The organism is Allobosea sp. RIT-PG3_2, from assembly GCF_057321085.1.
In genome coordinates this window covers 246,194-268,218 of the sequence record NZ_JBXWCA010000002.1, presented here as the reverse complement: position 1 = coordinate 268,218, position 22,025 = coordinate 246,194, and the positions used below count along the sequence as shown (strand labels likewise).

General features: G+C 69.3%; 19 protein-coding genes and 1 riboswitch. Of the genes, 8 read left to right on the top strand and 11 right to left on the bottom strand.

Annotation, left to right across the window (positions count from 1 at the left end; translation table 11 throughout):
• Positions 1 to 18 precede the first annotated feature (18 nt).
• From AC2FAN_RS06990 to AC2FAN_RS06955, 8 genes are read right to left on the bottom strand one after another with little or no spacing between them, the layout of a single operon-like run.
• A complete protein-coding gene (locus AC2FAN_RS06990; RefSeq protein ID WP_485173201.1) occupies positions 19 to 789 on the bottom strand; it encodes a precorrin-2 C(20)-methyltransferase in 771 nt (256 codons plus the stop codon).
• The gene (locus AC2FAN_RS06985) at positions 764 to 1,396 is read right to left on the bottom strand and encodes a precorrin-8X methylmutase (RefSeq protein WP_485173200.1); all 633 of its coding nucleotides are present in this window, start codon (positions 1,394 to 1,396) and stop codon (positions 764 to 766) included. The genes AC2FAN_RS06990 and AC2FAN_RS06985 overlap by 26 nt, the downstream gene beginning before the upstream one ends.
• Complete coding sequence (locus AC2FAN_RS06980; RefSeq protein ID WP_485173199.1) at positions 1,393 to 2,829, bottom strand: hypothetical protein; 1,437 nt, start codon at positions 2,827 to 2,829, stop codon at positions 1,393 to 1,395. The genes AC2FAN_RS06985 and AC2FAN_RS06980 overlap by 4 nt, the downstream gene beginning before the upstream one ends.
• Positions 2,826 to 6,341, bottom strand: coding sequence for a cobaltochelatase subunit CobN (locus AC2FAN_RS06975; RefSeq protein ID WP_485173198.1), 3,516 nt, complete (start codon positions 6,339 to 6,341; stop codon positions 2,826 to 2,828). The genes AC2FAN_RS06980 and AC2FAN_RS06975 overlap by 4 nt, the downstream gene beginning before the upstream one ends.
• Positions 6,342 to 6,350: 9 nt before the next feature.
• Complete coding sequence (gene cobW / locus AC2FAN_RS06970; protein WP_485173197.1) at positions 6,351 to 7,406, bottom strand: cobalamin biosynthesis protein CobW; 1,056 nt, start codon at positions 7,404 to 7,406, stop codon at positions 6,351 to 6,353.
• A gap of 4 nt (positions 7,407 to 7,410) precedes the next feature.
• The gene (locus tag AC2FAN_RS06965; RefSeq protein WP_265051589.1) at positions 7,411 to 7,800 is read right to left on the bottom strand and encodes a DUF1636 domain-containing protein; all 390 of its coding nucleotides are present in this window, start codon (positions 7,798 to 7,800) and stop codon (positions 7,411 to 7,413) included.
• Positions 7,801 to 7,841: 41 nt separating this feature from the next.
• Positions 7,842 to 8,582: a CbtA family protein gene (locus AC2FAN_RS06960; RefSeq protein ID WP_485173196.1), complete on the bottom strand. Its 741-nt coding sequence runs from the start codon at positions 8,580 to 8,582 to the stop codon at positions 7,842 to 7,844.
• 12 nt (positions 8,583 to 8,594) lie between these two features.
• Complete coding sequence (locus AC2FAN_RS06955) at positions 8,595 to 8,771, bottom strand: CbtB domain-containing protein (RefSeq protein ID WP_485173195.1); 177 nt, start codon at positions 8,769 to 8,771, stop codon at positions 8,595 to 8,597.
• A gap of 36 nt (positions 8,772 to 8,807) precedes the next feature.
• A riboswitch (cobalamin riboswitch) is annotated at positions 8,808 to 9,007 on the bottom strand.
• 165 nt (positions 9,008 to 9,172) lie between these two features.
• Here AC2FAN_RS06955 and cobU point away from each other — a divergent pair.
• The 4 genes from cobU (at position 9,173) to AC2FAN_RS06935 (ending at position 12,929) form a co-directional block, all read left to right on the top strand.
• Positions 9,173 to 9,685 (top strand): bifunctional adenosylcobinamide kinase/adenosylcobinamide-phosphate guanylyltransferase, encoded by a 513-nt coding sequence (gene cobU / locus AC2FAN_RS06950; protein ID WP_485173194.1) that lies wholly within the window; start codon positions 9,173 to 9,175, stop codon positions 9,683 to 9,685.
• A 9-nt stretch (positions 9,686 to 9,694) separates the two neighbouring features.
• Positions 9,695 to 10,312 carry a cob(I)yrinic acid a,c-diamide adenosyltransferase gene (cobO, locus tag AC2FAN_RS06945; protein ID WP_265051593.1) on the top strand — a complete coding sequence of 206 codons (618 nt, stop codon included), beginning with the start codon at positions 9,695 to 9,697 and terminating at the stop codon, positions 10,310 to 10,312.
• Positions 10,313 to 10,656: 344 nt separating this feature from the next.
• Positions 10,657 to 11,277: a TetR/AcrR family transcriptional regulator gene (locus tag AC2FAN_RS06940; protein WP_265051594.1), complete on the top strand. Its 621-nt coding sequence runs from the start codon at positions 10,657 to 10,659 to the stop codon at positions 11,275 to 11,277.
• Entirely contained in the window at positions 11,274 to 12,929 is a 1,656-nt protein-coding gene (locus AC2FAN_RS06935) for an acyl-CoA dehydrogenase family protein (RefSeq protein ID WP_485173193.1), read from the top strand. The genes AC2FAN_RS06940 and AC2FAN_RS06935 overlap by 4 nt, the downstream gene beginning before the upstream one ends.
• A gap of 230 nt (positions 12,930 to 13,159) precedes the next feature.
• Here the strand turns inward: AC2FAN_RS06935 and cbiB are convergent, their stop codons facing one another.
• The gene (gene cbiB / locus AC2FAN_RS06930) at positions 13,160 to 14,137 is read right to left on the bottom strand and encodes an adenosylcobinamide-phosphate synthase CbiB (RefSeq protein ID WP_485173192.1); all 978 of its coding nucleotides are present in this window, start codon (positions 14,135 to 14,137) and stop codon (positions 13,160 to 13,162) included.
• Between cbiB and cobD the strand changes: the two genes are divergently transcribed.
• The 3 genes from cobD to AC2FAN_RS06915 all read left to right on the top strand — a co-directional run bounded on the left by cobD (position 14,136) and on the right by AC2FAN_RS06915 (position 17,454).
• Positions 14,136 to 15,167 carry a threonine-phosphate decarboxylase CobD gene (gene cobD / locus AC2FAN_RS06925; RefSeq protein ID WP_485173191.1) on the top strand — a complete coding sequence of 344 codons (1,032 nt, stop codon included), beginning with the start codon at positions 14,136 to 14,138 and terminating at the stop codon, positions 15,165 to 15,167. The two genes, cbiB and cobD, sit on opposite strands and share 2 nt — an antisense overlap.
• 79 nt (positions 15,168 to 15,246) lie before the next feature.
• Complete coding sequence (locus AC2FAN_RS06920) at positions 15,247 to 16,218, top strand: D-2-hydroxyacid dehydrogenase (RefSeq protein ID WP_485173190.1); 972 nt, start codon at positions 15,247 to 15,249, stop codon at positions 16,216 to 16,218.
• An 18-nt stretch (positions 16,219 to 16,236) separates the two neighbouring features.
• Entirely contained in the window at positions 16,237 to 17,454 is a 1,218-nt protein-coding gene (locus AC2FAN_RS06915) for an MFS transporter (protein ID WP_485173189.1), read from the top strand.
• 4 nt (positions 17,455 to 17,458) lie between these two features.
• Here AC2FAN_RS06915 and AC2FAN_RS06910 read toward each other — a convergent pair whose 3' ends face one another.
• Entirely contained in the window at positions 17,459 to 17,971 is a 513-nt protein-coding gene (locus AC2FAN_RS06910) for a hypothetical protein (protein ID WP_485173188.1), read from the bottom strand.
• Positions 17,972 to 18,042: 71 nt separating this feature from the next.
• Positions 18,043 to 19,707, bottom strand: coding sequence for a GMC family oxidoreductase (locus tag AC2FAN_RS06905; RefSeq protein ID WP_485173187.1), 1,665 nt, complete (start codon positions 19,705 to 19,707; stop codon positions 18,043 to 18,045).
• A gap of 261 nt (positions 19,708 to 19,968) precedes the next feature.
• Here AC2FAN_RS06905 and AC2FAN_RS06900 point away from each other — a divergent pair, with 261 nt between their 5' ends.
• The gene (locus AC2FAN_RS06900) at positions 19,969 to 22,008 is read left to right on the top strand and encodes an NAD(+) synthase (protein WP_485173186.1); all 2,040 of its coding nucleotides are present in this window, start codon (positions 19,969 to 19,971) and stop codon (positions 22,006 to 22,008) included.
• The last annotated feature ends 17 nt before the right edge of the window (positions 22,009 to 22,025 follow it).

Genomic DNA, 22,025 nt, shown 5'->3' with positions numbered 1-22,025 from the left:
AATGCGAAGGACCGTCGCTCACAGCCGGCGCCCCTCGCCGGGCACCAGCACCATGGCGAAATAGGGCGCCTCGTCATCGGCCTTGTCGACGAGGCGGGCCACCACCTGCCGCTCCATGGTCGCGCGCTCGACATAGATCGCGCGCCCTTCCAGCCCGGCCGCCACGAGCGCGCGGCGCACCTTCGGCAGGTTGCGGCCGAGCTTCATGATGACGGCGGCATCCGTGTCGGCCAGTCGTCGCGCCAGCTCCGCCTCCGGCAGCGTGCCGGGCAGAACGGTCATGACGTCGTCGCCCCAGGTGATCGGCGCACCGGCCTCGGCCCAGGCGCCGGTCATGCCGGTGACGCCGGGCACGATTTCGGTCGGGAAGCGCTGGCTCAGGCGCCGCCACAGATGCATGAAGGAGCCATAGAAGAATGGATCGCCGTCGCAGAGTACGGCGAGGCTGCGCCCGGCCTGCATCTCCGCTGCGAGGCGCTCGGCGGCTTCCTCGTAGAAGGCCGCGATCGGCCCGTCATAATCGGGTTCGCCGACGCTGGCCTCGGTCGTGACGGGGAAGGCGAGTTCGATCTCACGGCCGGCGTCGGGCGCGATGATGGCGTCGGCCGTGGAGCGGGCGTTGCCGCGCCGGCCACGCTTGCAGAAATGCACGAGACGGTCGGCCGAGAGGATGATGTCCCGCGCCCGGACGGTCATCAAATCCGGCGCGCCGGGGCCGAGGCCGACGCCGTAGAGCAGGGTCTTTTCTGTCCCGCTCACGCCGCTATTCCTTGTCCTGCGCCAGCGCATTGACGGCGGCAGCTGCCATGGCCGAGCCGCCGCGCCGGCCATGGACGACGAGGAAGGGCACGCGTCCGTCCTTCGCCAGAGCCGCCTTGGATTCCGCCGCGCCGACGAAGCCGACGGGGATGCCGATCACCGCAGCGGGCCTGGGCGCACCGGCATCGAGCATTTCCAGCAGCCGGAACAGCGAGGTCGGCGCATTGCCGATCACGACGATGGAGCCAGCGAGCCGTGGCCTCCATAATTCCATCGCGGCGGCGGAGCGGGTCGTGCCCATCCTGGCCGCGAGCGCGGGGACCTGCGGGTCGTCCAGCGTGCAGATCACCTCGTTGCCGGCCGGCAGCCGGGCGCGGGTCACGCCGTTGGCGACCATCTTGGCGTCGCACAGGATCGGCCCGCTGCTCTTGAGCGCGGTGCGGGCGGCTTCGGCGAAGTCGACGGACATCTCGACGTCACCGGGCAGGTCGGTCATGCCGCAGGCATGGATCATGCGCACGACGACGCGCTCGGCCGCGCCGCTGAAGCGGGCAAGATCAGCTTCCGCACGGATGATCGCGAAGGAGCGCTCGTAGATCGCCGCGCCGTCCTGGATGTAATCGTAAGCCCTGCTCAACCGCGCGGTCCCGTTATACGCGCCGCATTGGTGAGCCGCGCGTGAATCTCTTCTCCGGGCTGCAATCGCGCCATGAGCGTCGAAAGGTCAAGCGTCGCGAGCGGCTTGTCCCGCGCTGTGCCGCCGAGCACGACCTCGTAACGTCCTTCTCGACCGACCAGGGTAAGGTCGGCACTGGCCGGATGCGCGCAGGATTTTATGCAGCCCGAGACATGCAATGTGGCACCCCGAGCGAGCAAGTCGCTGGCGGCTTCGGCCAGTTTCGCGGCGTCCGCCATGGCCGGAGCTTCCGCCCGCGAGCAGGCCGGGCTCCCGGCGCAAGCCTGCACCGACAGGCGCGGATCGTCGTCACGCGTGATCAATCCGAGGTCGTTCGCGAGGACGAGCATGGCCTCGGCATCGACATTGCTGAGATTGCGGAAGGCCAAGCCCCGCCAGGGCGAGAGCCGGATATCGGCCTGCTGCGTTCCAACGCCGGCACCGAGCCTATCGAGCGTCGCCGCATCGCAGCGGCCAAATGGCAGGTTGACGAGCGCCGCGAAGCGATCACCCGCCAAGGCGAAAAGCCCGGCGCGTCGAGGGGCCGGGCGGGGCGCTGGGGCAGCCGTTTCAGCCAGTCCGCTGAGGCCGGACAATGCCGCGGCGGAGAGGTCGCGCAGGCGGCGGATGCGCTCTGGAGCGGCGCTGCGTGCGCGTGCGAACCCGCGCAGGACGGTTTCCACGATGGCGGGTGCATCGACCTCTGAAACCGGGCCGCGCCAGATCGTGTCGGCGAGCCCGACGACCACCCGGCCGGATGCGACGGCGACGAGCCGTATGTCGCAGGCAAAGCCGTCCAGCGCCTGTCGACCGCCATCATCGACGATGACGCAGAGCTTTGCTGGCAGGCCGGCAATGCTTCGCACCCGTTCCTCGATCGCCGCCGATAAAGCCGCGGCGTCGATCAAGCCCTGTCCGTCATTCCGGGGCGCGGCAACGCCGAGAGCCTGCAAACCTTGAACTTCGTCGCCAATCGTCGGGGCGCTGGAATCGCCCGCGCTTCGTCGATCCCGGCTGTGTTCATGGATTCCGGGCTCTTCGCTGCGCGAAGCCCCGGAATGACGGCAGGCGCCTGCCAGCGGCGAAACCAGCGTCAGCCGCTGCGGGCCGTCGCCCTCATGCTCGTCGACGAGGCGTTCCGCCAGCAGCCGCTCGACCAGCATCGGATGGCTTGCCGGCGTCACGCCCCTGATCTGCAGATTGGCCCGAGCCGAGATTTCTACGAGCCCGTTGCCGTGCTCCGCCGCCAGCGCCGCGATCCGCCGCAATTGCGGGGGCGTCAGTTGCGCGCCGGGCGGATGCAGGCGCACCAGCCAGCCATCGCCGGTCTCCATTGGCCTCAGCGTGCTCGGGCACCAGCCGCGCCGCAGCGCCTCTTTCGGAAGTGCACTCATTCCGCCGCCTCCCGCGCCAGGAAGGCCCCGACCGAATTGCGCCGGCTGGTCCACAGGCCGCGCCGCGCCGCCTCGGCGAGGCGCGAGCGGATCGAGGCGGCCGCCGGGGCATTGGCGGCTTCCAGCGCCGTCCAGATTTGCGGATCGGCGCAATAGGCCTGGAAGACGGCGTCGAACAGCCCGTCCGCGACGGCGTCCGTGCTCGCAGCGAAAACGAAGAGCGTATCGACCGCCTCGGCCAGCTCCGCCGCGCCGCGCCAGCCATGGGCGAGCTGCGAAGCGACCCAGCGCGGATGCGTCAGCCGGCCATGGACGATGCGGGCGATGTCCTCGGCCAGCGTGCGCACCTTCGGTGCTGCTGGGTTCGCGCTGTCGAGGCTGTAGAGCGCCGGGTCGGCGCCGAGCGCCTTGGCTGCAGCCGCGAGACCGCCGATGACATCGGCCGCGCTGCTCGCTTCCAGGATATCGCGCCCGGCGGTGTCGCTGACATGGATGAAGGCATCGGAGCTGCGGATGCGGTGGGCGAAGCCGGAATCGGCCGTCGCGAGGCCCTCAGGCCCGCCATAGGCATGGTCGGAAGCCGCGAGATAGGCGGCGCCCAGCTCTTCGCGATGCGTCCAGTCGCCGTCCAACGCGCGGTCGGCCATCGCCGCGCCGTAGCGGCCGGGCGCGGCGCCGTAGATGCGCGCGCCGTGCTCGCCGCGCCGGCGGGCGGCGGCGGGCTCGTTCCAGTCGTCGGGCTCGTCCAGCGCGGCCACGGCCCGCGTCGCCTGATCGATCAAGGCGATCTGGCCGGGAAAGGTGTCGCGGAAGGTGCCGGATATCCGCACCGTCACATCCAGGCGCGGAAAGGCGAGCTTCGGCTGAGGGACGATGCTGAAGCCGGTGACGCGGGTGGAGGCATTGTCCCAGAGCGGCTCCACGCCCATCAGCGCCAGCGCATGGGCGATATCCTCGCCGCCCGAGCGCAACGTCGGCGAGGCCCACAGGTCCATCACGATCCGGCGCGGATAGTCGCCGTGATCCTGCAGGTGGCGCGACACCACCGCCTGCGCGGCCACCTTGCCGAGCCTTGCTGCGGCGCGCGTCGGAATGGCGCGCGGATCGAGCGTCGAGAGATTGCGCCCGGTCGGCAGCACGTCGGGCCGGCCGCGATGCGGCGCGCCGGCCGGGCCGGGCGGCACGAAGCGGCCGTCGAGGGCGGCGAGCAGGTTCTCGCGCTCGTTGCGGGCCGAAGCTGGGTCGATCTCGGATTGCCCGAAGACATGCAAGCCGTCGCGGAAGGGCAATTCGGCGATGTCGCAGAGATGCGCGTCGAGCCGCGTCAGCGCCTCGTTCATCTCCATGTCGGGCATGACGCCGCAGGAGGCTGCCAGTCCGCTCGCCTCGGCACGGGCGCGAATCTCGGCAGCGACGATGTCGGCGCGACGCGGGTCGAGCACCTGCGCCTGCGAGAATTCCTCGACGAGATCGCGCAGCAGGGCGACTTCCCCTTCGGGCTTGGAATCCGCCAGCGGTGGTGGCAGATGGCCGAGGGTGATGGCCGAGAGCCGCCGCTTGGCCGGCGCGGCTTCGCCGGGATCGTCGACGACATAGGGGTAGATCACCGGCAGCCCGCCGACGGCAAGGCGCGGCCAGCAGCCGGCGGAGAGCGCGACCGCCTTGCCCGGCAGCCATTCCGTGGTGCCGTGGGTGCCGAGATGGATCAGCGCGTCGACGGCCTCGGCTTGGCGGAGTGCGAGGTAGAAGGCGAGATAGCCATGGCCGGGCGGTGCGTCGGGGTCGTGATAGCGCGCCTTGCGGTCTGGCGTGGCGTCGCGCGGCGGCTGCAATGCGACAGTGAGCTTGCCGTAGCGCACGGCGCGGAAGCGGAAAGCGCCGTCGCGGCAGGTCGGATCGGCCTCGGGCGCGCCATGGCTCGCCAGAAGAGCCTCGCGCGCTGTGGCGGGGATGGTGGCGAGCCAGTCGCGATAGCCGGCAAGCGAGACGCTCAGCTCGGCCGGGCCTGCGGTAAGGGCTGCCATCAAGCTGGCCCCCTCATCCAAATCTGCGCTGTCATCCCGGACAAGCCGCGATAGCGGCGCCGATCCGGGATTCCGGGTCTCCCTCTGGTCGCCCGGGATGACCGAGGAGGGGATATCGACGGAATACCCCGCTCCGGCCAGCAGCTTCCGGATCGCCGTCACGCTGGCGGGCGTGTCCAGGCCGACGGCGAAGCCGGCCCGCCCGCCGCGAGCAGGATAATCGGACATCACCAACGCCAGCCTGCGCTCTGCCGGTGGCTTCCGTGCCAGCGCAACCCAGCCGGCAGCGAGATCGGCGAGCGCGGCGATGCCCTCCGCGTGGGGCTCGAGCCGGCGCGTGGCGAGGCCGGTCGCCGGATCGGTCGCCTCCGCCTTAAAGGCGACGGGGATAGCGCCGATGCGGCCGTCGAATTCCGTTAGCGCCACCTGCATGGCGAGATCGGCAGCCGAGAGGCCACGCGGCGATGCGTCCCAGGCCTCGCGTGGGCTGCCGACCGGCACGGCCTGCAGGATCGGACAGGCGGCGGCATCGAGCACGAAGTCGTCGCCCTCGCGCGCCGAGAAGGCTGTGGTGGTGACGATCAGCGCCGGCTTGCGCAGTGCGATCAGTGCCGCGAGCTCGGCTGTAACGGCCGGGTCCTTCAGGCTCGTCAGCGCGAGCGGCAGTGCCGCCAGGCCGCGGCCGGCCAGTTCAGCGGCGATGGCCTCGCCCATGGCGGTGTCGCCCGCCGCGACGCCGGAGCGGTAGAGCAGGATCGGGACCAGCGGCCGGTCGGCCGGGATTGCGGCGAGCGCGTCCCGCCAAGGCAGGGGCGCACCGCCTTCGCTCAATGCGAAGAAGGATGGCAGGGCGATGGGTGCAAGGTCGGCGGCGTCCCGCCGGCCCTCATCCGCCTGCCGGCACCTTCTCCCCCGAGGGGAGAAGGGCGCGATTGCCGCCGCTTCATCCTTCTCCCCTCGGGGGAGAAGGTGGCCCGGCGAAGCCGGGTCGGATGAGGGTCGAAGCGCCGTCAGATATCCTTCGATCCGCCCCAGCAGCCGGCGCATGTTCTCGGCGCCGCCGCCGGCCTGGAAATAGGCCAGAAGCCCTTCCGCAAGCTCCACGGACACCGTGGCATGCTCGGCCAGTCGCGGATCGTCGCGCTCGTCGCCCGGCAGGATCGCGAGCGGAATGCCGTGCTCGCGGCAGGCCGCGCCCAGCCGCTCGATGCCGTAGCGCCAGTAATCGAGCCCGCCGAGGCAGCGCACCAGCACGAAGCGGCACTGCGCCGCGGTCTTCTCGATCAGGAAATCGACGGAGAGCGGGTGCTTCAGCCGCCGCAAGGGCGCGAGCCGCAGTGACAGCTTGCTATCAGCGGCCGCCACCGCCAGCGCCGAGAGGTCGCTGTCGGTGAAGGAGAGCACGAGCACGTCTCCCGGCGGCAGGGCGAGATCGACGGCGTCCCCGCCGTCGTCGAGCCTGATCTCGCTGGTCGGGAGAAGGTGCATCGCCCGATGTTACGCCCCCGCGAGGGCCGCTTCCACGGCCTTGAGATCGAAGCCCTTGAGCCCGATCACGGTCAGCCGCCCGTCGCGGGCCTCGCCAGCGCCCCAGGGCCGGTCGAAATGATGCCCGACGCGCCGTCCGACGCCCTGCACGACCAACCGCATCGGCTTGCCCGGCACGGCGGTGAAGCCCTTGAGCCGCAGCACGCCTTCGGCCTCGGCCGCTCTGGCGACGCGCGCCGACAACTCCTCCGGCGACAGGCCCGCCGGCAGCGGCAGGGCGATGGAGTCGAAATCGTCATGGTCGTGATCGTGCTCGCCCTCGCCGTGATGCGAGGGACGGGCGGCGAGATCGTTTTCGGCGGCGGCGCTCAAGCCCACGATCAGCGCCGGCTCGACCTTGCCATTGATGGTCTCGACGATCTTGATCGCCTTAGGCAGATGCTCGGCGATCTCGGCCTTGACGCGGGCGCGGCCGGCTTCGTCGACGAGGTCGCTCTTGTTGAGCAGAATGAGATCGGCGCAGAGGATCTGGTCCTCGAACACCTCTTCCAGCGGGTTGTCATGCTCGACCGAGGCGTCGGCCGCCTTCTGCGCCGCCAGCGCCTCCGGATCGTCGGCGAACTGGCCCTCGGCCACCGCCGGGCCGTCCACCACGGCGATGACGCCGTCGACCGTGACGCGGGCGCGGATCGCCGGCCAGTTGAAGGCCTGCACCAGCGGCTTCGGCAGGGCGAGGCCGGAGGTCTCGATCAGGATGTGCTCGGGCGGGTTCGGCCGGTTCAGCAGCTTTTCCAGCGCCGGCACGAAATCGTCCGCGACGGTGCAGCAGATGCAGCCGTTGGGCAGCTCGACCACGTCCTCGTCGCTGCAGCCGGCGATGCCGCAGCCTTTCAGGAATTCGCCGTCGAAGCCGAGATCGCCGAATTCGTTGACGAGCACGGCGAGCTTCTTGCCCTGCGCGTTCTCGAGGAGATGGCGCACCAGCGTGGTCTTTCCGGCGCCGAGGAAGCCGGTGATGATCGTGCAGGGCGTCTTGCCGAGGTTGGCGGTCTGAGGAGCGTTCATAGGTTTATCCTTGCTGGCGCGCCGGCATGGGCGGCACGCGTGCGACCACGCCCTTGCGGAAGGACTGGGGCCGCTCTTTCCAGGGAACGATGCCGTTGGCGCTGGCGGCATAGGCCTCCGCCGCGCCGACGATCTCGTCGAGATGGGTTTCTGTATCCAGGTCGCCGATCAGATAGGTCCATTTGCCGTCGGCCGCGAAGGCGACGGTACAGGGCCGCTTGCAGACGGCGAGGCATTCGACGGGCACCACCGGAATGGCGCTGCCCTTGGCTGCGAGCTGCGCGGCCAGCGCTTCGGCGAGCGCCAGCCCCGGCTGGTCGTAACCCTCCGGGAGGTCGGCGCGCGCCCGTCTGCAAACCGTGCAGACATGGATGGTGAGGTCGCCCTCGGACATGTGGCTTGCCTTTCGCGCGGAGCCCGAAGGCGCCGCTATCCTCAGGCCGCGGCGGCGCGGCGGCTCCCCCAGGGCCAGAGCACGCCGACCATGAAGCCGGTCGCGAGCCAGAGCGCGGCCTGGATGCCGAGCGAGAGCGCCGCGAAATGCGCCGCGACCTCGGCCGGGACCTTGCTCTCCGGCGCGGCTGGATGTGGCGCACCGACGATGTGCGGCAGCAGGATCACGACGACGGCGAGCAGCTTGAGCCAGGGCGCGTCGAAGCGCAGGAACACGAATAGCCCGATAGCCGTGGCGATCGCGGTTGCGAGCCACCAGAGCTGGCGCTGTTCCAGCGCGGCGGATGCCGCGCCCGGCAGCTCCGGCGCCAGCCCCATCGCCGGCACGAGGCCGAAGGCGAGGAAGCCGCAGGCGCCCCAGATCAGGGCGCGGCGCTGGTCGATCGTGTCCCCGGCCGCGATCATGCCGGCGAGCAGCAGCGCGGCGAAGCCGATGGCGGTCGCGATCGTGACCGAGCTGGTGAAGAGCGTGCGCTGGAGGCCGTCCTGCGGCTTCCATTCGGCATGCTCATGGCCGGGCGCATCGCCCGCCGGGCCATGCGCGAGGATGATTTTCGCCTCGCCATCGAAAGCGGCGAGCGTCGGCGCTTTCAGCGCGAGCGCCGCCTCATAGGTCTCGGCCTTGAGGATAAGCGGGGTGGTGGTGACATGCTGCAGGGCGGCGACGATCAAGCCAGCCAGAAGCCCGGCCAGGATGCTGACCGTGAGAACACGCGTGACCATGATGGCTTTCCCTCAGTGGCAGGGAAAGGCGAGGCCGTGACGGGTATCGTGCGCGGCGTTATGGACATTGGTCGAGGCCGCGAAGCCGGTCGTGTAGATCAGCGCGACGCCGATCACGAGCGCGGCGGCAACCGCCTTGACGCGTTCGGAAACGCTGAGCTGTATGGTGGAAACCGAAACCGTGTTCATCATGCTCTCCGTAGCCGCCCCGCCGGCAGCTGGTTGGATCTTTGCGGGTCGACGGCAGGTCTCCTGGCTCGCGGGTTAGACGTCCTGCGCCGCCTTCCCGGAGCGTTGGCTCCAGTGGCCGATGGCGAAGGACACCCGCTTACAGTTGCGGGGGCAGCCGCGGCTTTGGGCAGAGCAAGCCCGCACCGCGTTCCCTTTTCACCTCCTCGCGGAGGCACCGTCAGCGACGATCATTAGCCTTCGGGATGCTGCTGTGCAATGCAGGGTGCGCCGCAAGCGCGTCATTCTCGGCCTTGACCCGAGAATCTCATGCAGGAAGAGGCTCGCGCGCCTCCTTCGGGGTGGGATGCCCGGGTCAAGCCCGGGCATGACGACAGGGGGCGGCGCCGAAGGACCTGCCCATGGACTTGCCCCATCTCTCCCTCATCCTCGGTGGCGCCCGCTCCGGCAAGAGCCGCCATGCCGAGTCGCTGATCGAGGCTTTGCCGGCGCCCTGGACCTACATCGCGACCGCCCAGGCCTATGACGACGAGATGCGCGAGCGCATCGCCGAGCATCGGATGCGCCGGCCCCCGGGCTGGCTGACGGTCGATGCGCCGCTCGATCTGGCGGAAGCGATCGCCGAACAGCCGGCCGGGCAGCCGATCCTCGTGGATTGCCTGACGCTTTGGCTGACCAACCTGATCCTCGCCGAACGCGATACCGCTGTTGCCGGGGCCGCGCTTATCAGTGCATGCGAGCAGGCTTCCGGCCCCATCGTGCTGGTCTCCAACGAAGTCGGCCTCGGCATCGTGCCCGAGAACGCGCTCGCCCGGCGCTTCCGCGACGAGGCCGGGCGGCTGCATCAGGCGCTTGCGGCACGCGCCGGCCGCGTGGTCTTCATGGTCGCCGGATTGCCGATGCGAGTGAAGTGAGCCGAAGACATGACGCGGGATATCGACGCTGACGAAGCCGCCCGCCACAAGGCGAAGATGGAGAAGCGCAAGGCGGTTCAGGACGCCGAAATCGCCTCCAAGACGGTCGAGAAGGGCCTGCTCATCGTCAATACCGGTCCCGGCAAGGGCAAGTCGACGGCGGCCTTCGGCCTGATCCTGAGGGCGCTCGGCCATGGCTGGCGCATCGGCGTGGTGCAGTTCATCAAGGGCGCCTGGTCGACCGGCGAGCGCAAGGCGCTCGAAGCCTTCGGCGATCAGGTCAGCTGGCACAGCATGGGCGAGGGCTTCACCTGGGAAACGCAGGACAAGGCCCGCGACATCGCCGCCGCCGAGCGGGCCTTCGCCAAGGCGAGGGAATTGATGGCCGATCCGGAGATCAGGCTGCTGGTGCTGGACGAGCTCAATATCGCCTTGCGCTACGATTACCTGCCGCTCGCCGATGTCGTGGCGACGCTCAAGGCTCGCCGGCCCGACCTCCACGTCGTCGTCACCGGTCGCAACGCCAAGCCGGAACTGATCGAGGCCGCCGACCTCGTCACCGAGATGACGCTGGTGAAGCATCACTTCGCCGCCGGCGTGAAGGCGCAGCAAGGTATCGAGTTCTGAGCCTCTTTCGGGGGGCGCAGAAAGAAGCTTGCCGTCTTTCTCGGGGTAAATCGACCCAACCCATTCCAGCAGACGAAGACGGGTAGGAGAGCGCGGGAACCCCTCTCCTGTAAGGAGAGCGGAGGGGTGAGCTGTTTGGAGGGGCATCGCTAGCCCGAGCCCAACCGCGCCGTGAGCACTCGCGTCCCTGGTCCAGCGGCCTCCACCTCATCCTGCCCGCTCCTTCCAGGAGAGGGTTCCCGCGCCTCCATTGCCCGATCGATTACCCTTGCTGGCGGACACTTGACGGAATGGGGTTCCTCTTCATATTGAATTTGAATTCAGATTCAATTTCGAGATCGTGCATGGTCGATGGAACCCCGAAACAACCGCGCAAGGCGGGCAAGCGTGAGGCGATCCTCTCCGCCGCGCGCCGGATCGTCTCGGAGGTCGGCTTCCAGGAAACATCGATTGCCGCAGTGGCCTCCGCCAGCGGCGTCTCCACCGGCAGCGTCTATTCGTATTTCTCCTCCAAGGCCGAGCTGATGGCCCAGATCGTCGCGGCGGTGTCCTCGCGAGAACTCGCCGTGCTGCGCGAGATCGCCGCGAGCGATGCGCCGGTCACCGAGCGCCTGACGTCGGCAGTCGAAGCTTTCGCCCGGCGCGCCTTCGCCAATCGCCGTCTCGCCTGGTCGATGATCGCCGAACCCGCCGATCCGGCCGTCGATGCGACGCGGCTCGACTATCGCCGTGAGATCGCCGGCATCTTCCGCGCACTTGTCGTGGAAGGCGAAGGGCAGGGCGCTTTCCGTCCCGTCGATCCCGACGCCGCCGCGGCGATGATCGTCGGCGGCTTCATGGAAGCGCTGATCGGCCCGCTTTCGCCCGAGCGGCCGATCACCGCCGAACGCGGCCGCGAGATCGCTGCCGCGCTCGCCGATCTCTCCCTCGCCGCGCTGATCTCCCGTGAAGGACAGGCCGCATGACCGCTCTCGATGCATACGGCTACGACACCCACGAGGTGCTGAACCAGGCCCCGGCGCTGGCGGATTACGACGCCTACGCGGCGGACCCCGCGCTCGGACGCATCCTCGACATGTTCGGCGCCGGCTGGTTCCGCGAGCAGGCGAGCGTGGTCGGCGGCCATGTCGGCTCGCAACGCGTGCAGGATCTGGCGCGGCAGGCCAATCGCAGCCTGCCGGAACTGCGGACGCATGATCGCTGGGGCCGGCGCGTCGACCAGATCGAATTCCACCCCGCCTGGCATGAGCTGATGGGGCTCGCCATGCGCGACGAGTTCCATTCGCTCTGCTGGACCAAGCCGCGCTCCGGCGCGCAGGTGGCGCGCGCCGCGGTCTCCTATCTCTGGAACCAGGGCGAGAACGGCATCTGCTGCCCGCTCGGCATGACCTATTCGGCGATCCCCGTCCTGCAGCGCGACCCCGCGCGCTGGGCCGAGTTCGGCAAGCTGATCACCTCCTCCGACTACGATCAGCGTCCGCTGCCGGCAGCGCAGAAGCGCGGCGGCACGGTCGGCATGGCGATGACCGAGAAGCAGGGCGGCTCCGACCTGCGCCAGACCCAGACCGTCGCCACGCGCAACGCCGACGGCACCTATTCTCTCACCGGGCATAAATGGTTCTTCTCCGTCCCGCATTCGGATGTGTTCCTGACGCTGGCGCGGACCGAGGAGGGCGTCTCCTGCTTCGTCGTGCCGGGCTGGCTGCCGGACGGTTCGCGCAACCGGCTGCAGATCCAGCGGCTCAAGGACAAGTGCGGCAACAAGTCGAACGCCTCCTCCGAGGTCGAATTCCGCGGCGTCATCGCTCATCTCATCGGCGAGCCCGGCCATGGCATCCGCGCCGGGCTGGAGATGAACCACTACACGAGGCTCGATTTCGCCGTCGGCTCGGCCGGGCTGATGCGCCATGCGGTCGCGCAGGCGGCGCATCACACCGCCCATCGCCGCGCCTTCCAGAAGGCGCTGATCGACCAGCCGATCATGACCAATGTGATCGCCGACCTCGCTCTGGAGGCCGAAGCCGCCGCCTGGCTCGCCTTCCGCTTTGTCCATGCGCTCGATCGCGAGGGCGGGAGCGAGGCGGAGAAGCTCATCGGCCGCATCGGCGCGCCAATCGCCAAATACTGGAACTGCAAGCGCGCCACGCCGGTGGTGGTCGAGGCGCTGGAATGCCATGGCGGCAACGGCTTCGTCGAGGACCATCTGATGGCGCGGCTCTATCGCGAGGCGCCGCTCAACGGCATCTGGGAAGGTACGGGCAATGTCGTTTGCCTCGACGTGCTCCGCTCGATCCGCCGCTATCCCGATTGCGTGCCGGCCCTGCTCGACGAATTGCGCGCCGCGCGCGGCAACGATCCGCGCTATGACGCTTTCCTCGCCGAATTGGCGACCGATCTCGTCGATGTGCTCCGCCACGAGCATCTGGCGCGGCGCTTCGTCGAGCGCATGGCGCTTGGCTTGTCGGCCTCGCTGCTGATCCGCCACGCGCCGCATGCGGTGGCCGACGCCTTCGTCGCCTCGCGACTGGCGGGTGGCTGGTCGGGCCATTTCGGCTCGCTGCCCGTGGGAGCCGATCTTCAGGCGATAGCGCGCCGCGCCGTGCCGTTGCCGGAGTGAAGTCCGGGGCGACGAACGGCATTCGCCGCTAACGGGTTTTACGAGAACCGCGCCGTCATTCCGGGGCGGGCCGAAGGCCCGAGCGCGGAACCCATGAACACCGTCCGATGGACGTCATGCCGGAGTGTCGGCGCCTTCTCCCGAAAACCCTGTGTCCATGGGTTCCAGGCTCATCGCTGCGCGATGCCCCGGAATGACGGTGTGTTTCCGGAGCAAGTTGATCGTCGGAGTCAGAGCAGAGCGGCGGCCGTCAGCCCTGCCGCCAGTCCCCACAGCAACCCGCAGGCGCGCCGGTACAGCGCAAGCGCGCGCCTGATGTCGGCAGCGTTCGCATCGGCCCGACCATCGCCCATCCAGTGATCGTCGATGCGGGTATCGCCATAGACGCGCGGGCCCGCCAGCCGCAGCCCGAGCGCACCGGCCATGGCCGCCTCCGGCCAGCCGGCATTGGGCGAGCGGTGCTTGCCGGCGTCACGCCGCAGGGCTCGCCAGGCACCGCCGGCATCCATCGTCCGATCGAGTGCCGCCGCAACGATCAGCAGCAGCGCCGTCAATCGCGAGGCCGGCAGGTTGACGAGGTCGTCGAGCCGCGCCGCGGCCCAGCCGAAGGCGAGGTGACGCGGCGTGCGATGGCCGATCATCGAATCGGCCGTGTTGATCGCCTTGTAGGCGGCGATACCCGGCAGGCCTCCGATGCCGAGCCAGAAGGCCGGCGCGGTGATGCCGTCGGAGAAGTTCTCCGCGAGACTCTCGATGGCGGCGCGCGCCACCCCGGCCTCGTCCAGCGTGTTCGGATTGCGCCCGACGATCATCGAGACGGCCTTCCGGCCGCCTTCCAGGCCCTCGCGCTCCAGCCCCTCGGCCACGCGGGCGACGTGTTCGTAAAGGCTGCGCTGGGCGATCAGCGTCGAGGCGACGAGCGCGAGCGGGATGAGGCCGAGCGGCCAGAAGGCCAGGCAGAAGCGCTGGAGCAGCAACGCGGGAGCGATCGTGGCCGCGAGCAGCAGCGCCAGCGCCAGCACGCCCATGGCCTTGCGGGTGACGAAGGACGAGGCCTCGCGGTTCAGCGCCCGGTCCAGCGCTCCAATCAATCGCCCGATCCAGGTGACGGGATGGCCGATTGCGGCATAGAAGCGCTCGGGATAGCCGAACGCCGCCTCGATCGTAAGCGCGAGCACGAGCAGCGGCAGGCTGGCGGAGAGGTTCATGCGGGGCGCGGGCGCGATCGTGGCTGAGGACGACATCTGGCATGGCGGCGATCTCGCCACGGCCCGCGCGCTCTTTCCGGATGCGCCGCAACCGTGGATCGATCTCTCCACCGGGATCAATCCGATCCCCTATCCGCTTCCGGCGCTGCCGTTAAGCCTCTGGACGCGCCTGCCCGGCGCCGATGACGAGGCCGCGCTCATCGCCGCCGCCCGCGCGGCCTACCGGGTGCCGGACGGCGCAGGCATCGTCGCGGCGCCCGGCACGCAAATCCTGATCGAGCTGCTGCCGCATCTCGCGCCGGCCGGGCCCGTCGCCATCCTCGGTCCGACCTATGCGGAACACGCCCATGCCTGGCGCAAGGCGGGCTTCACGGTGACGGAAGCGGCGTCGCCCTCCGAGGCGGCTGTGACGATCGTCGTGGTCAATCCCAACAACCCCGATGGCCGCGTGCTCTCGCGAGCTGAACTCGCAGTCCTCGCCGCCCGCTGCGCCGCGCGCGGCGGCCTGCTGGTCGTCGACGAGGCTTTCGCCGATTTCACGCCGGAGACGAGCCTCGTGCCGGATTTGCCCGCTGGCGCGCTCGTCCTGCGTTCCTTCGGCAAGACCTATGGGCTCGCGGGGCTGCGTCTCGGCTTCGTCATCGGCTCTGCCGATCTGATGGCGCGGCTCCGAGCATCGCTCGGGCCCTGGTCGGTGGCGGGACCTGCCCTGCACATCGGCGCGCAGGCCCTCGCGGATCGCGATTGGCTCGCCAGGGCCGGCGCAGATCGTAGCCGTGATGCCGCAAGCCTGGACGCGCTGCTCGCGCCGTATGGCCGCATCGTGGGCGGCACCAGCCTGTTCCGCCTGCTCGAGACGCCGACTGCATCGGCACTCTTCGACCGCCTAGGCCGCCACGGTATCTATGTCCGCCGCTTTCAGAGCGCACCCGACCGTTTGCGCTTCGGCCTCCCCGGCGACGAGGCCGCGTGGTCGCGCTTGCAGGCGGCGCTCACCGTCGATGCGCCCGAAACATCGCCACCAGCGTGAAGCTTGCATGCGGCGAGCGCGGGGACAGAAGCCGGCGCGGCGGCTAACGTCCACTGACGGATTCGGGGAGAGACGACGCATGGCATTGCTGCCGCCGGAAGGCGAACTGACGATAGGCTTCGCGCACGCCGCCTATCAGCTCCGGGACGAATTCGCCCGCCACAATCGCGCCGCCCGCAGCTTCGAGGTCCGCAGCCTCGACGAATTGCGCGAGCGCGGGCCGGAGGCGGATATCATCGTCGTCTCCGGCATGTGGCGTAACGAGCTGTTGCCGAGGCTGCCGAAGCTGCGCTTCATCCAGTCGGTCAGCGCCGGCACCGACCAGTTCGACAAGGCGGCGCTCGGCGCGGCCGGTGTCCGTCTCGCCAGTGCGCAGGGCGGCAACGAGCGCGCGGTGGCCGAACACGCGATGTCGCTGATCCTGGCGCTGACCCGGCAGATCCATTTCGCCCGGGACAATCAGGCAAAGCAGTCCTGGCGGCCGATGATCGGCGATCGCGCGCTCCGCGAGGACGAGCTCGGCGGCAAGACGCTGGTCGTCGTCGGGCTCGGCCGCATCGGCCTGAGGCTGGCGAAGCTCGCGGCCGCGTTCGACATGCGCGTCATCGGCGTGCGCCGCAGCCCCGAGCCGCAGCCGCATGTCGAAGCCATCGTCCATCCCGACAAGCTCGCGGAAACAGTCGCGCAGGCGGATTTCGTCGCGCTGACCTGCCCGCTGACCCCCGAGACGGAAGGGCTGGTCGACGCCCGCATCCTCGCGGCGATGAAGCCCTCCGCCTACCTGATCAATGTCGCGCGTGGCCGCGTGGTCGACGAAGCCGCGTTGTTGGATGCCCTCGGCAATGGCGGGATCGCCGGTGCCGGGCTCGATTGCTTCCATGACGAGCCGCTGCCGGCGGCCTCGCCGTTCTGGCGCCTGCCGCAGGTCATCGTCACCCCGCACAGCGCCGGCGAGACCCGCGCCTATGAGGGCAATGTCATCGATATCCTCATCGACAATCTGGATCGTCTCGCACGCGGCGACGCAGGCCTGCGCAACCAGATCGTCTGACCGGGGCAGATGACGGCCATGGCTTCGTCCAGATTTCTTCGGCCCGGCGGGCCGTCGCTCATCGTCGCGCTCGGCGTCACGCAGGTCTTCGGCTATGGCGCGCTCTACTACGCCTTCACCGTGCTGGCGCCGCGCATCACCGAAAGCTTCGGCTGGCCGCCGGAATGGACCTATGGCGGTCTGGCGGCCGGGCTCTTCCTCGGCGGCGCCGTCGCCCCGGTGACCGGCAGCCTGATAGACCGCTACGGCACGCGGCTGGTGATGACGGTGGGATCGGCCCTGGCCGGGCTGTCCCTGCTGGGGCTGGCGGAGGCGCGCGGCATCGTCAGCTACGTCGTGGCCATGGTCGCGCTGCAGGCGGTGACCACCGCGGTCTTCTACGATGCGGCCTTCGCTGCGCTGACGCAGGCGCGCGGCGGCCAGGCACGGCGCGCCATCAGCCAGCTCACCCTGATCGGTGGCTTCGCCTCGACGCTGTTCTGGCCGTTGACCAGCAGCTTGCTGGCGGTCCTCGACTGGCGCGGCGTCTACAGGCTCTACGGCCTGTCGCAGATCCTGGTCTGCATGCCATTGCACCTCCTCTTCCTGCCGGGGCGGGTGAAGCGGCCAGTGGCGGCGCATGCCTCGGGCGCAGCCGCATCGGCCCCGGCGGAACCCGAAACGGCCTATCTCACGGGCGATGCCCGCCGCCGCGCCTTCCTGTGGCTGGCGCTGGCCTTTTCGCTGCAGGGCTTCGTCGTCTCGGCCATGGCGATCCACCTGCTGACGCTGCTGCGCGGCTTCGGCCTCGGCGCTGCGGTCGCGGTCGGCATCGGCGCGATGCTCGGGCCCTCTCAGGTGGCGGGGCGATTGGTCGAGATGCTGTTCGGCCGCGCCGTCTCGCCGGTCACCACCGCCTGGGTTTCCGCCTGCCTGATGCCGCTTGGCCTTGCGCTGCTGCTGGTCGGCGGGTCGCTGCCGGTGGTCGCCGGCCTCTTCGCCGTCGCTTTCGGCATCAGCATGGGGCTGAGCTCGATCGTGCGCGGCACGGTGCCGTTGCAACTGTTCGGGCCGGTCGGCTTCGGCGCGACGATGGGCAAGCTCTCGGCGCCCGGCCTCGTCATCAAGGCGGCGGCGCCGCTGGCCTTCGCCGTGGCGCTGGAGCGCGGCGGCGTGACGGTCTCGACGCTGCTGCTGATCGCCTTCTCGGCCCTGGCTGCCGTCGCGCTCTTCCTGCTGGCACGCAGCCGGCGCTGAGCTTTCAGGCCAGCAGCCCCTGCCACCAGCGCCGGGCGGCATCGCGCGTCCGGATGGCGAAGGCATAGGCGGCCGATGCCCGCACCCAACCCAGGACCTGGTCGCGCAGGCGGATCACGATCCCCATGACCCCTGCGAACCAGCCATAGCTCATCAGCTTCTCGCGCCCGGCATGATAGATGCGCTCGACGATCAGGAAGCTGGCGAGATGGGCGAGGCCGAGCACGATCAGCCCCGGCCAGAAGGCGCCGCGCGCCATCATGACGAGGCCGAGCAGCTTCAGCGGCTCGGCGATGGCGAAGGGCACGGCGAGCGCCAGCAGCACGAGCGGGCGCGGTAGCCCGGCCACGGCTTCCTCCAGGCGGTGGACCAGCCGCAGCGATGAAAACCAGCGGATCAGCGGCCGGTAGAGCGGCCGCGCGACCTCGTCGATGATGATGAATACCGTCAGGACCGCGCGGACAATCCCGAGCGCGAGGCGCTTGGGCAGGCTCCTGTCGGGCGAAACTGGGGGCATGGCGTGATCCGGCATCAGGTCCGCCTTCATAAGCCGGGCTTTGTGGCGTTTCGAAGCCACGGCGGTGCAACTCAACCGCGCGCGTCCTCCTTGAGCATCGCCACGCCCTTCTCGGCGATCATCATGGTCGGGTTGGCGGTGTTGCCCGAGGTGATGGCCGGCATCACCGAGGCGTCGATGACGCGCAGGCCCGTGACGCCGCGCACGCGCAGGCGCTCGTCCAGCACGGCGCCGGGATCGTCGTCGCGTCCCATCCTCGCCGTGCCGACCGGGTGGAAGATCGTGGTGCCGAGCTTTGCGGCGGCATCCAGCAGCGCTTCGTCCGAGTCGGCCTCCGCACCCGGCAAATATTCCTCCGGCCGGAAGCGTGCCAACGGTGCCTGCGCCACGATCCGGCGGGTCAGCTTCAGCGCGTCGATCGCGACCTGTCGGTCATCCTCGGTGTCCAAATAGTTCGGGGAGATCACCGGCGTGTCGTGCACGTCGGCGGAGCGCAGATGGACACTGCCGCGGCTGGTCGGCCTGAGATTGCAGACGCTCGCCGTGAACGCGTCGAAGGGGTGCAAGCCCGAACCCCAGCTGTCGAGCGAGAGCGGCTGGAAATGGTACTGGAGATTGGCCGTCGCATAATGCGGCGCGGATTTGGCGAAGGCGCCGACCTGCGAGGGCGCCATCGTCAGCGGGCCGGAGCGCAGCGCCGCCCATTGCAGCGCCATCAGCGGGCGCCGCCACACCTTGGCATAGTCGCTGTTCAGCGTCTTGACGCCCTGGACCTTGTAGACCGGCCGGATCTGGAGATGGTCCTGCAGGTTCTCGCCGACGCCGGGCGCATCCACCAGCGTCTCCAGCCCGAGGCCCTGCAGCCGCGTGCCATTGCCGATACCGGAGCGTTCGAGCAGCAGCGGGGAGGCGATCGCGCCGGCCGAGAGCACGACCTCGCCGCTGACCTCGACCCTCAGCTTCTCCTCGCTGGGTGTTCCCAGGCCATGGGTGAATTCGACCGCCTTGGCCCGGCCGTTCTCGAAGACGATGCGCTCGACATGGACGCGCGTCTCCAGCCGCAGGTTGGTGCGGTCGCGCTGTTCCAGCAGCGGCTTCAGGAAGGCGCGATAGGCGCTCAAGCGGCGCCCGCGCCGCTGGTTCACCTGGAAATAGGATGATCCCTCGTTGTCGCCGGTGTTGAAATCCGGGATCTTGGCGATGCCGGTAGCCTCGGCCGCGTCGCGGATGGCGTCGAGGATCGCCCAGCGCACGCGCGGATGCTCGACGCGCCATTCCCCGCCGGCCTTGTGCAGCCCGCCGGGCGGCGGCGCGATATGGTCCTCATGCCTGAGGAAATAGGGCAGCACCTCGTCCCAGCCCCAGCCGGTGAGCCCGAGCTGGCGCCAGCCGTCATAATCGGCCGCCTGGCCGCGCATATAGACCATGGCGTTGATCGCCGAGGAGCCGCCTACGACCTTGCCGCGCGGATAGGCCAGCGCCCGCCCGCCGAGGCCGGGCTGGGGCTCGGTCTGGAACAGCCAGTCGGCGCGGGGATTGCCGATGGCGAAGAGATAGCCGACCGGGATGTGGAACCAGATCCAGTCGTCCAGCCCGCCCGCTTCCAGCACGAGGACGTTGGTGTCCGGATCGGCCGCGAGGCGGTTGGCGACGACGCAGCCGGCCGAGCCCGCGCCGATGACCACGTAGTCGAAGCTGCCGATCAGGCGGCGGTCGGAAGGCACGGCGTCGGACATGGCGTTTCCCGGGGGTGCGGCGGCTGCGATGTCCGCTCTTCGATCCCTGAGGGATACTGTGCGCCATGCCGGCCGGCAATCGCAGGGGCTTGCGACGTTCGGCCCATCTGCGGATGGGACGGAGCGCCCGGTTCGGCGCGCTCGACCTTCCATGTCGCCGCATCGGCGCACCCCTGCCGGCGCCCGGCTTGCTTACCGCCTCGCGCCTGCGCGATAAGCGGTGCAGGCCGGCTCGCTGCCTGTCGGCCCGACGGAGTGACGATGAGCTTCCGCAACATCCACGCCCACGGTCTCGTCCGGATCGCATGCGCCGCGCCGCGGCTGAAGGTGGCCGATCCCGCCTTCAATGTGGCGGAGACCATCGCGCTGCTGCGCCGGGCCGATGAAGGCGGCGCCTCGCTCTGCCTGTTTCCGGAACTCGGCATCAGCGCCTATGCGATTGACGACCTGCTGCAGCAGAACGCGCTGCTCGACGCGGTGCGTGAGGCCCTGTCGCGGCTCGTCGAGGAAAGCCGGAGCCTGCGCTGCGTCGCGGTCGTCGGCGCGCCCCTGCGTGTCGAGGGGCGGCTGTTCAACTGCGCCGTCACGATCCATCGCGGCCGCATCCTCGCCGCCGTGCCGAAGACCTATCTGCCGAACTACCGCGAATTCTACGAGCGCCGGCAGTTCGCCTCGGGCGAGCGCGCCGGTGCGCTCTATATCGATCTCTGCGGCCAGGAGGTGCCTTTCGGCACGGACATTCTGCTCGCCGCTTCCGACATCCCCGATCTCGTCGTCCATATGGAGATCTGCGAGGACGTCTGGACGCCGATCCCGCCGAGCTCCTTCGCCGCGCTCGCCGGCGCGACCGTGCTGCTCAACCTCTCGGCCAGCAACGTCACCATCGGCAAGTCGGACTGGCGCCACTCTCTTTGCAAAGCGCATTCAGGGCGCTGCATCGCCGCCTATGCCTACTCCGCCGCCGGCACCGGCGAATCGACCACCGATCTCGCCTGGGACGGGCAGGCGATGATCTACGAGAATGGCGCGCTGCTGGCCGAGGCCGAGCGCTTCGCCGCCGAGCCGCAGCTCATCCTCGCCGATATCGACCTCGAGCGGCTGGCGATGGACCGCATCCGCCAGAACACCTTCGGCGACAGCGCCGACATGCATCGCGACAGGCTCGGCTTCCGCCGTATCGACTTCGCGCTCGATCCGGACCGCGGCTCGGATCTGGGCCTCGCTCGCACGGTCGAGCGCTTCCCCTTCGTGCCGAATGACGATGCCCGGCTGAACGAGCTTTGCTTCGAGGCCTACAACATCCAGTCGCACGGTCTGCGCAAGCGGCTGGAGAGCACGCGGCTCGACAAGGTTGTGATCGGCGTCTCCGGCGGCCTCGATTCCACGCAGGCGCTGATCGTCGCGGCCCATACCTTCGATGCGCTCGGCCTCCCCCGGCAGAACATCCTCGCCTATACGCTGCCGGCCTTCGCCACGAGCAAGGACACCAAGGACAATGCCTGGCGGTTGATGCGCTCGCTCGGCGTCAGCGCCGAGGAGATCGACATGACGCCGGCCTGCCGGCAGATGCTGGTGGATATCGGCCACCCTTTCGCCAAGGGCGAGCCGGTCTACGACATCACCTTCGAGAACGTGCAGGCGGGTGCGCGCACCTCCGTGCTGTTCCGCCTCGCCAATCGGCACAACGCGCTGGTGATGGGCACCGGCGACCTTTCGGAGCTGGCGCTCGGTTGGTGCACCTATGGCGTCGGCGATCACATGTCGCATTACAACGTCAACGGCTCCGTGCCGAAGACGTTGATCCAGCATCTGATCCGCTGGGTGGCGCAATCCGGCCGCTTCGGTGCGGAAGCCTCGGCTGTGATGCTCGACATCCTCGCCACCGAGATTTCCCCCGAGCTGGTGCCGGGCGATGGCGACAAGCCGGCCCAGAAGACCGAGGATTTCGTCGGCCCCTATGCGCTGCAGGACTTCAACCTGTTTTACACCACGCGCTACGGCTTCAAGCCCAGCAAGATCGCCTTCCTGGCCGAGCATGCCTGGCGCGACGCGACCGCCGGCGACTGGCCGCCGAACATGGAGGCGGCCAAGCGCGTCGCCTATGATTTACCGGTGATCAAGCGCTGGCTCGGCGTCTTCATCCGGCGCTTCTTCGAGACCAGCCAGTTCAAGCGCTCGGCCATGCCGAACGGTCCCAAGGTCTCCTCCGGCGGCTCGCTCTCGCCCCGCGGCGACTGGCGCGCCCCGAGCGACGCTTCGGCTGCGCCGTGGTTGAAGGATTGGGAGAGGATTCCGGATTGAAGGGAGGGGCTTAGGTT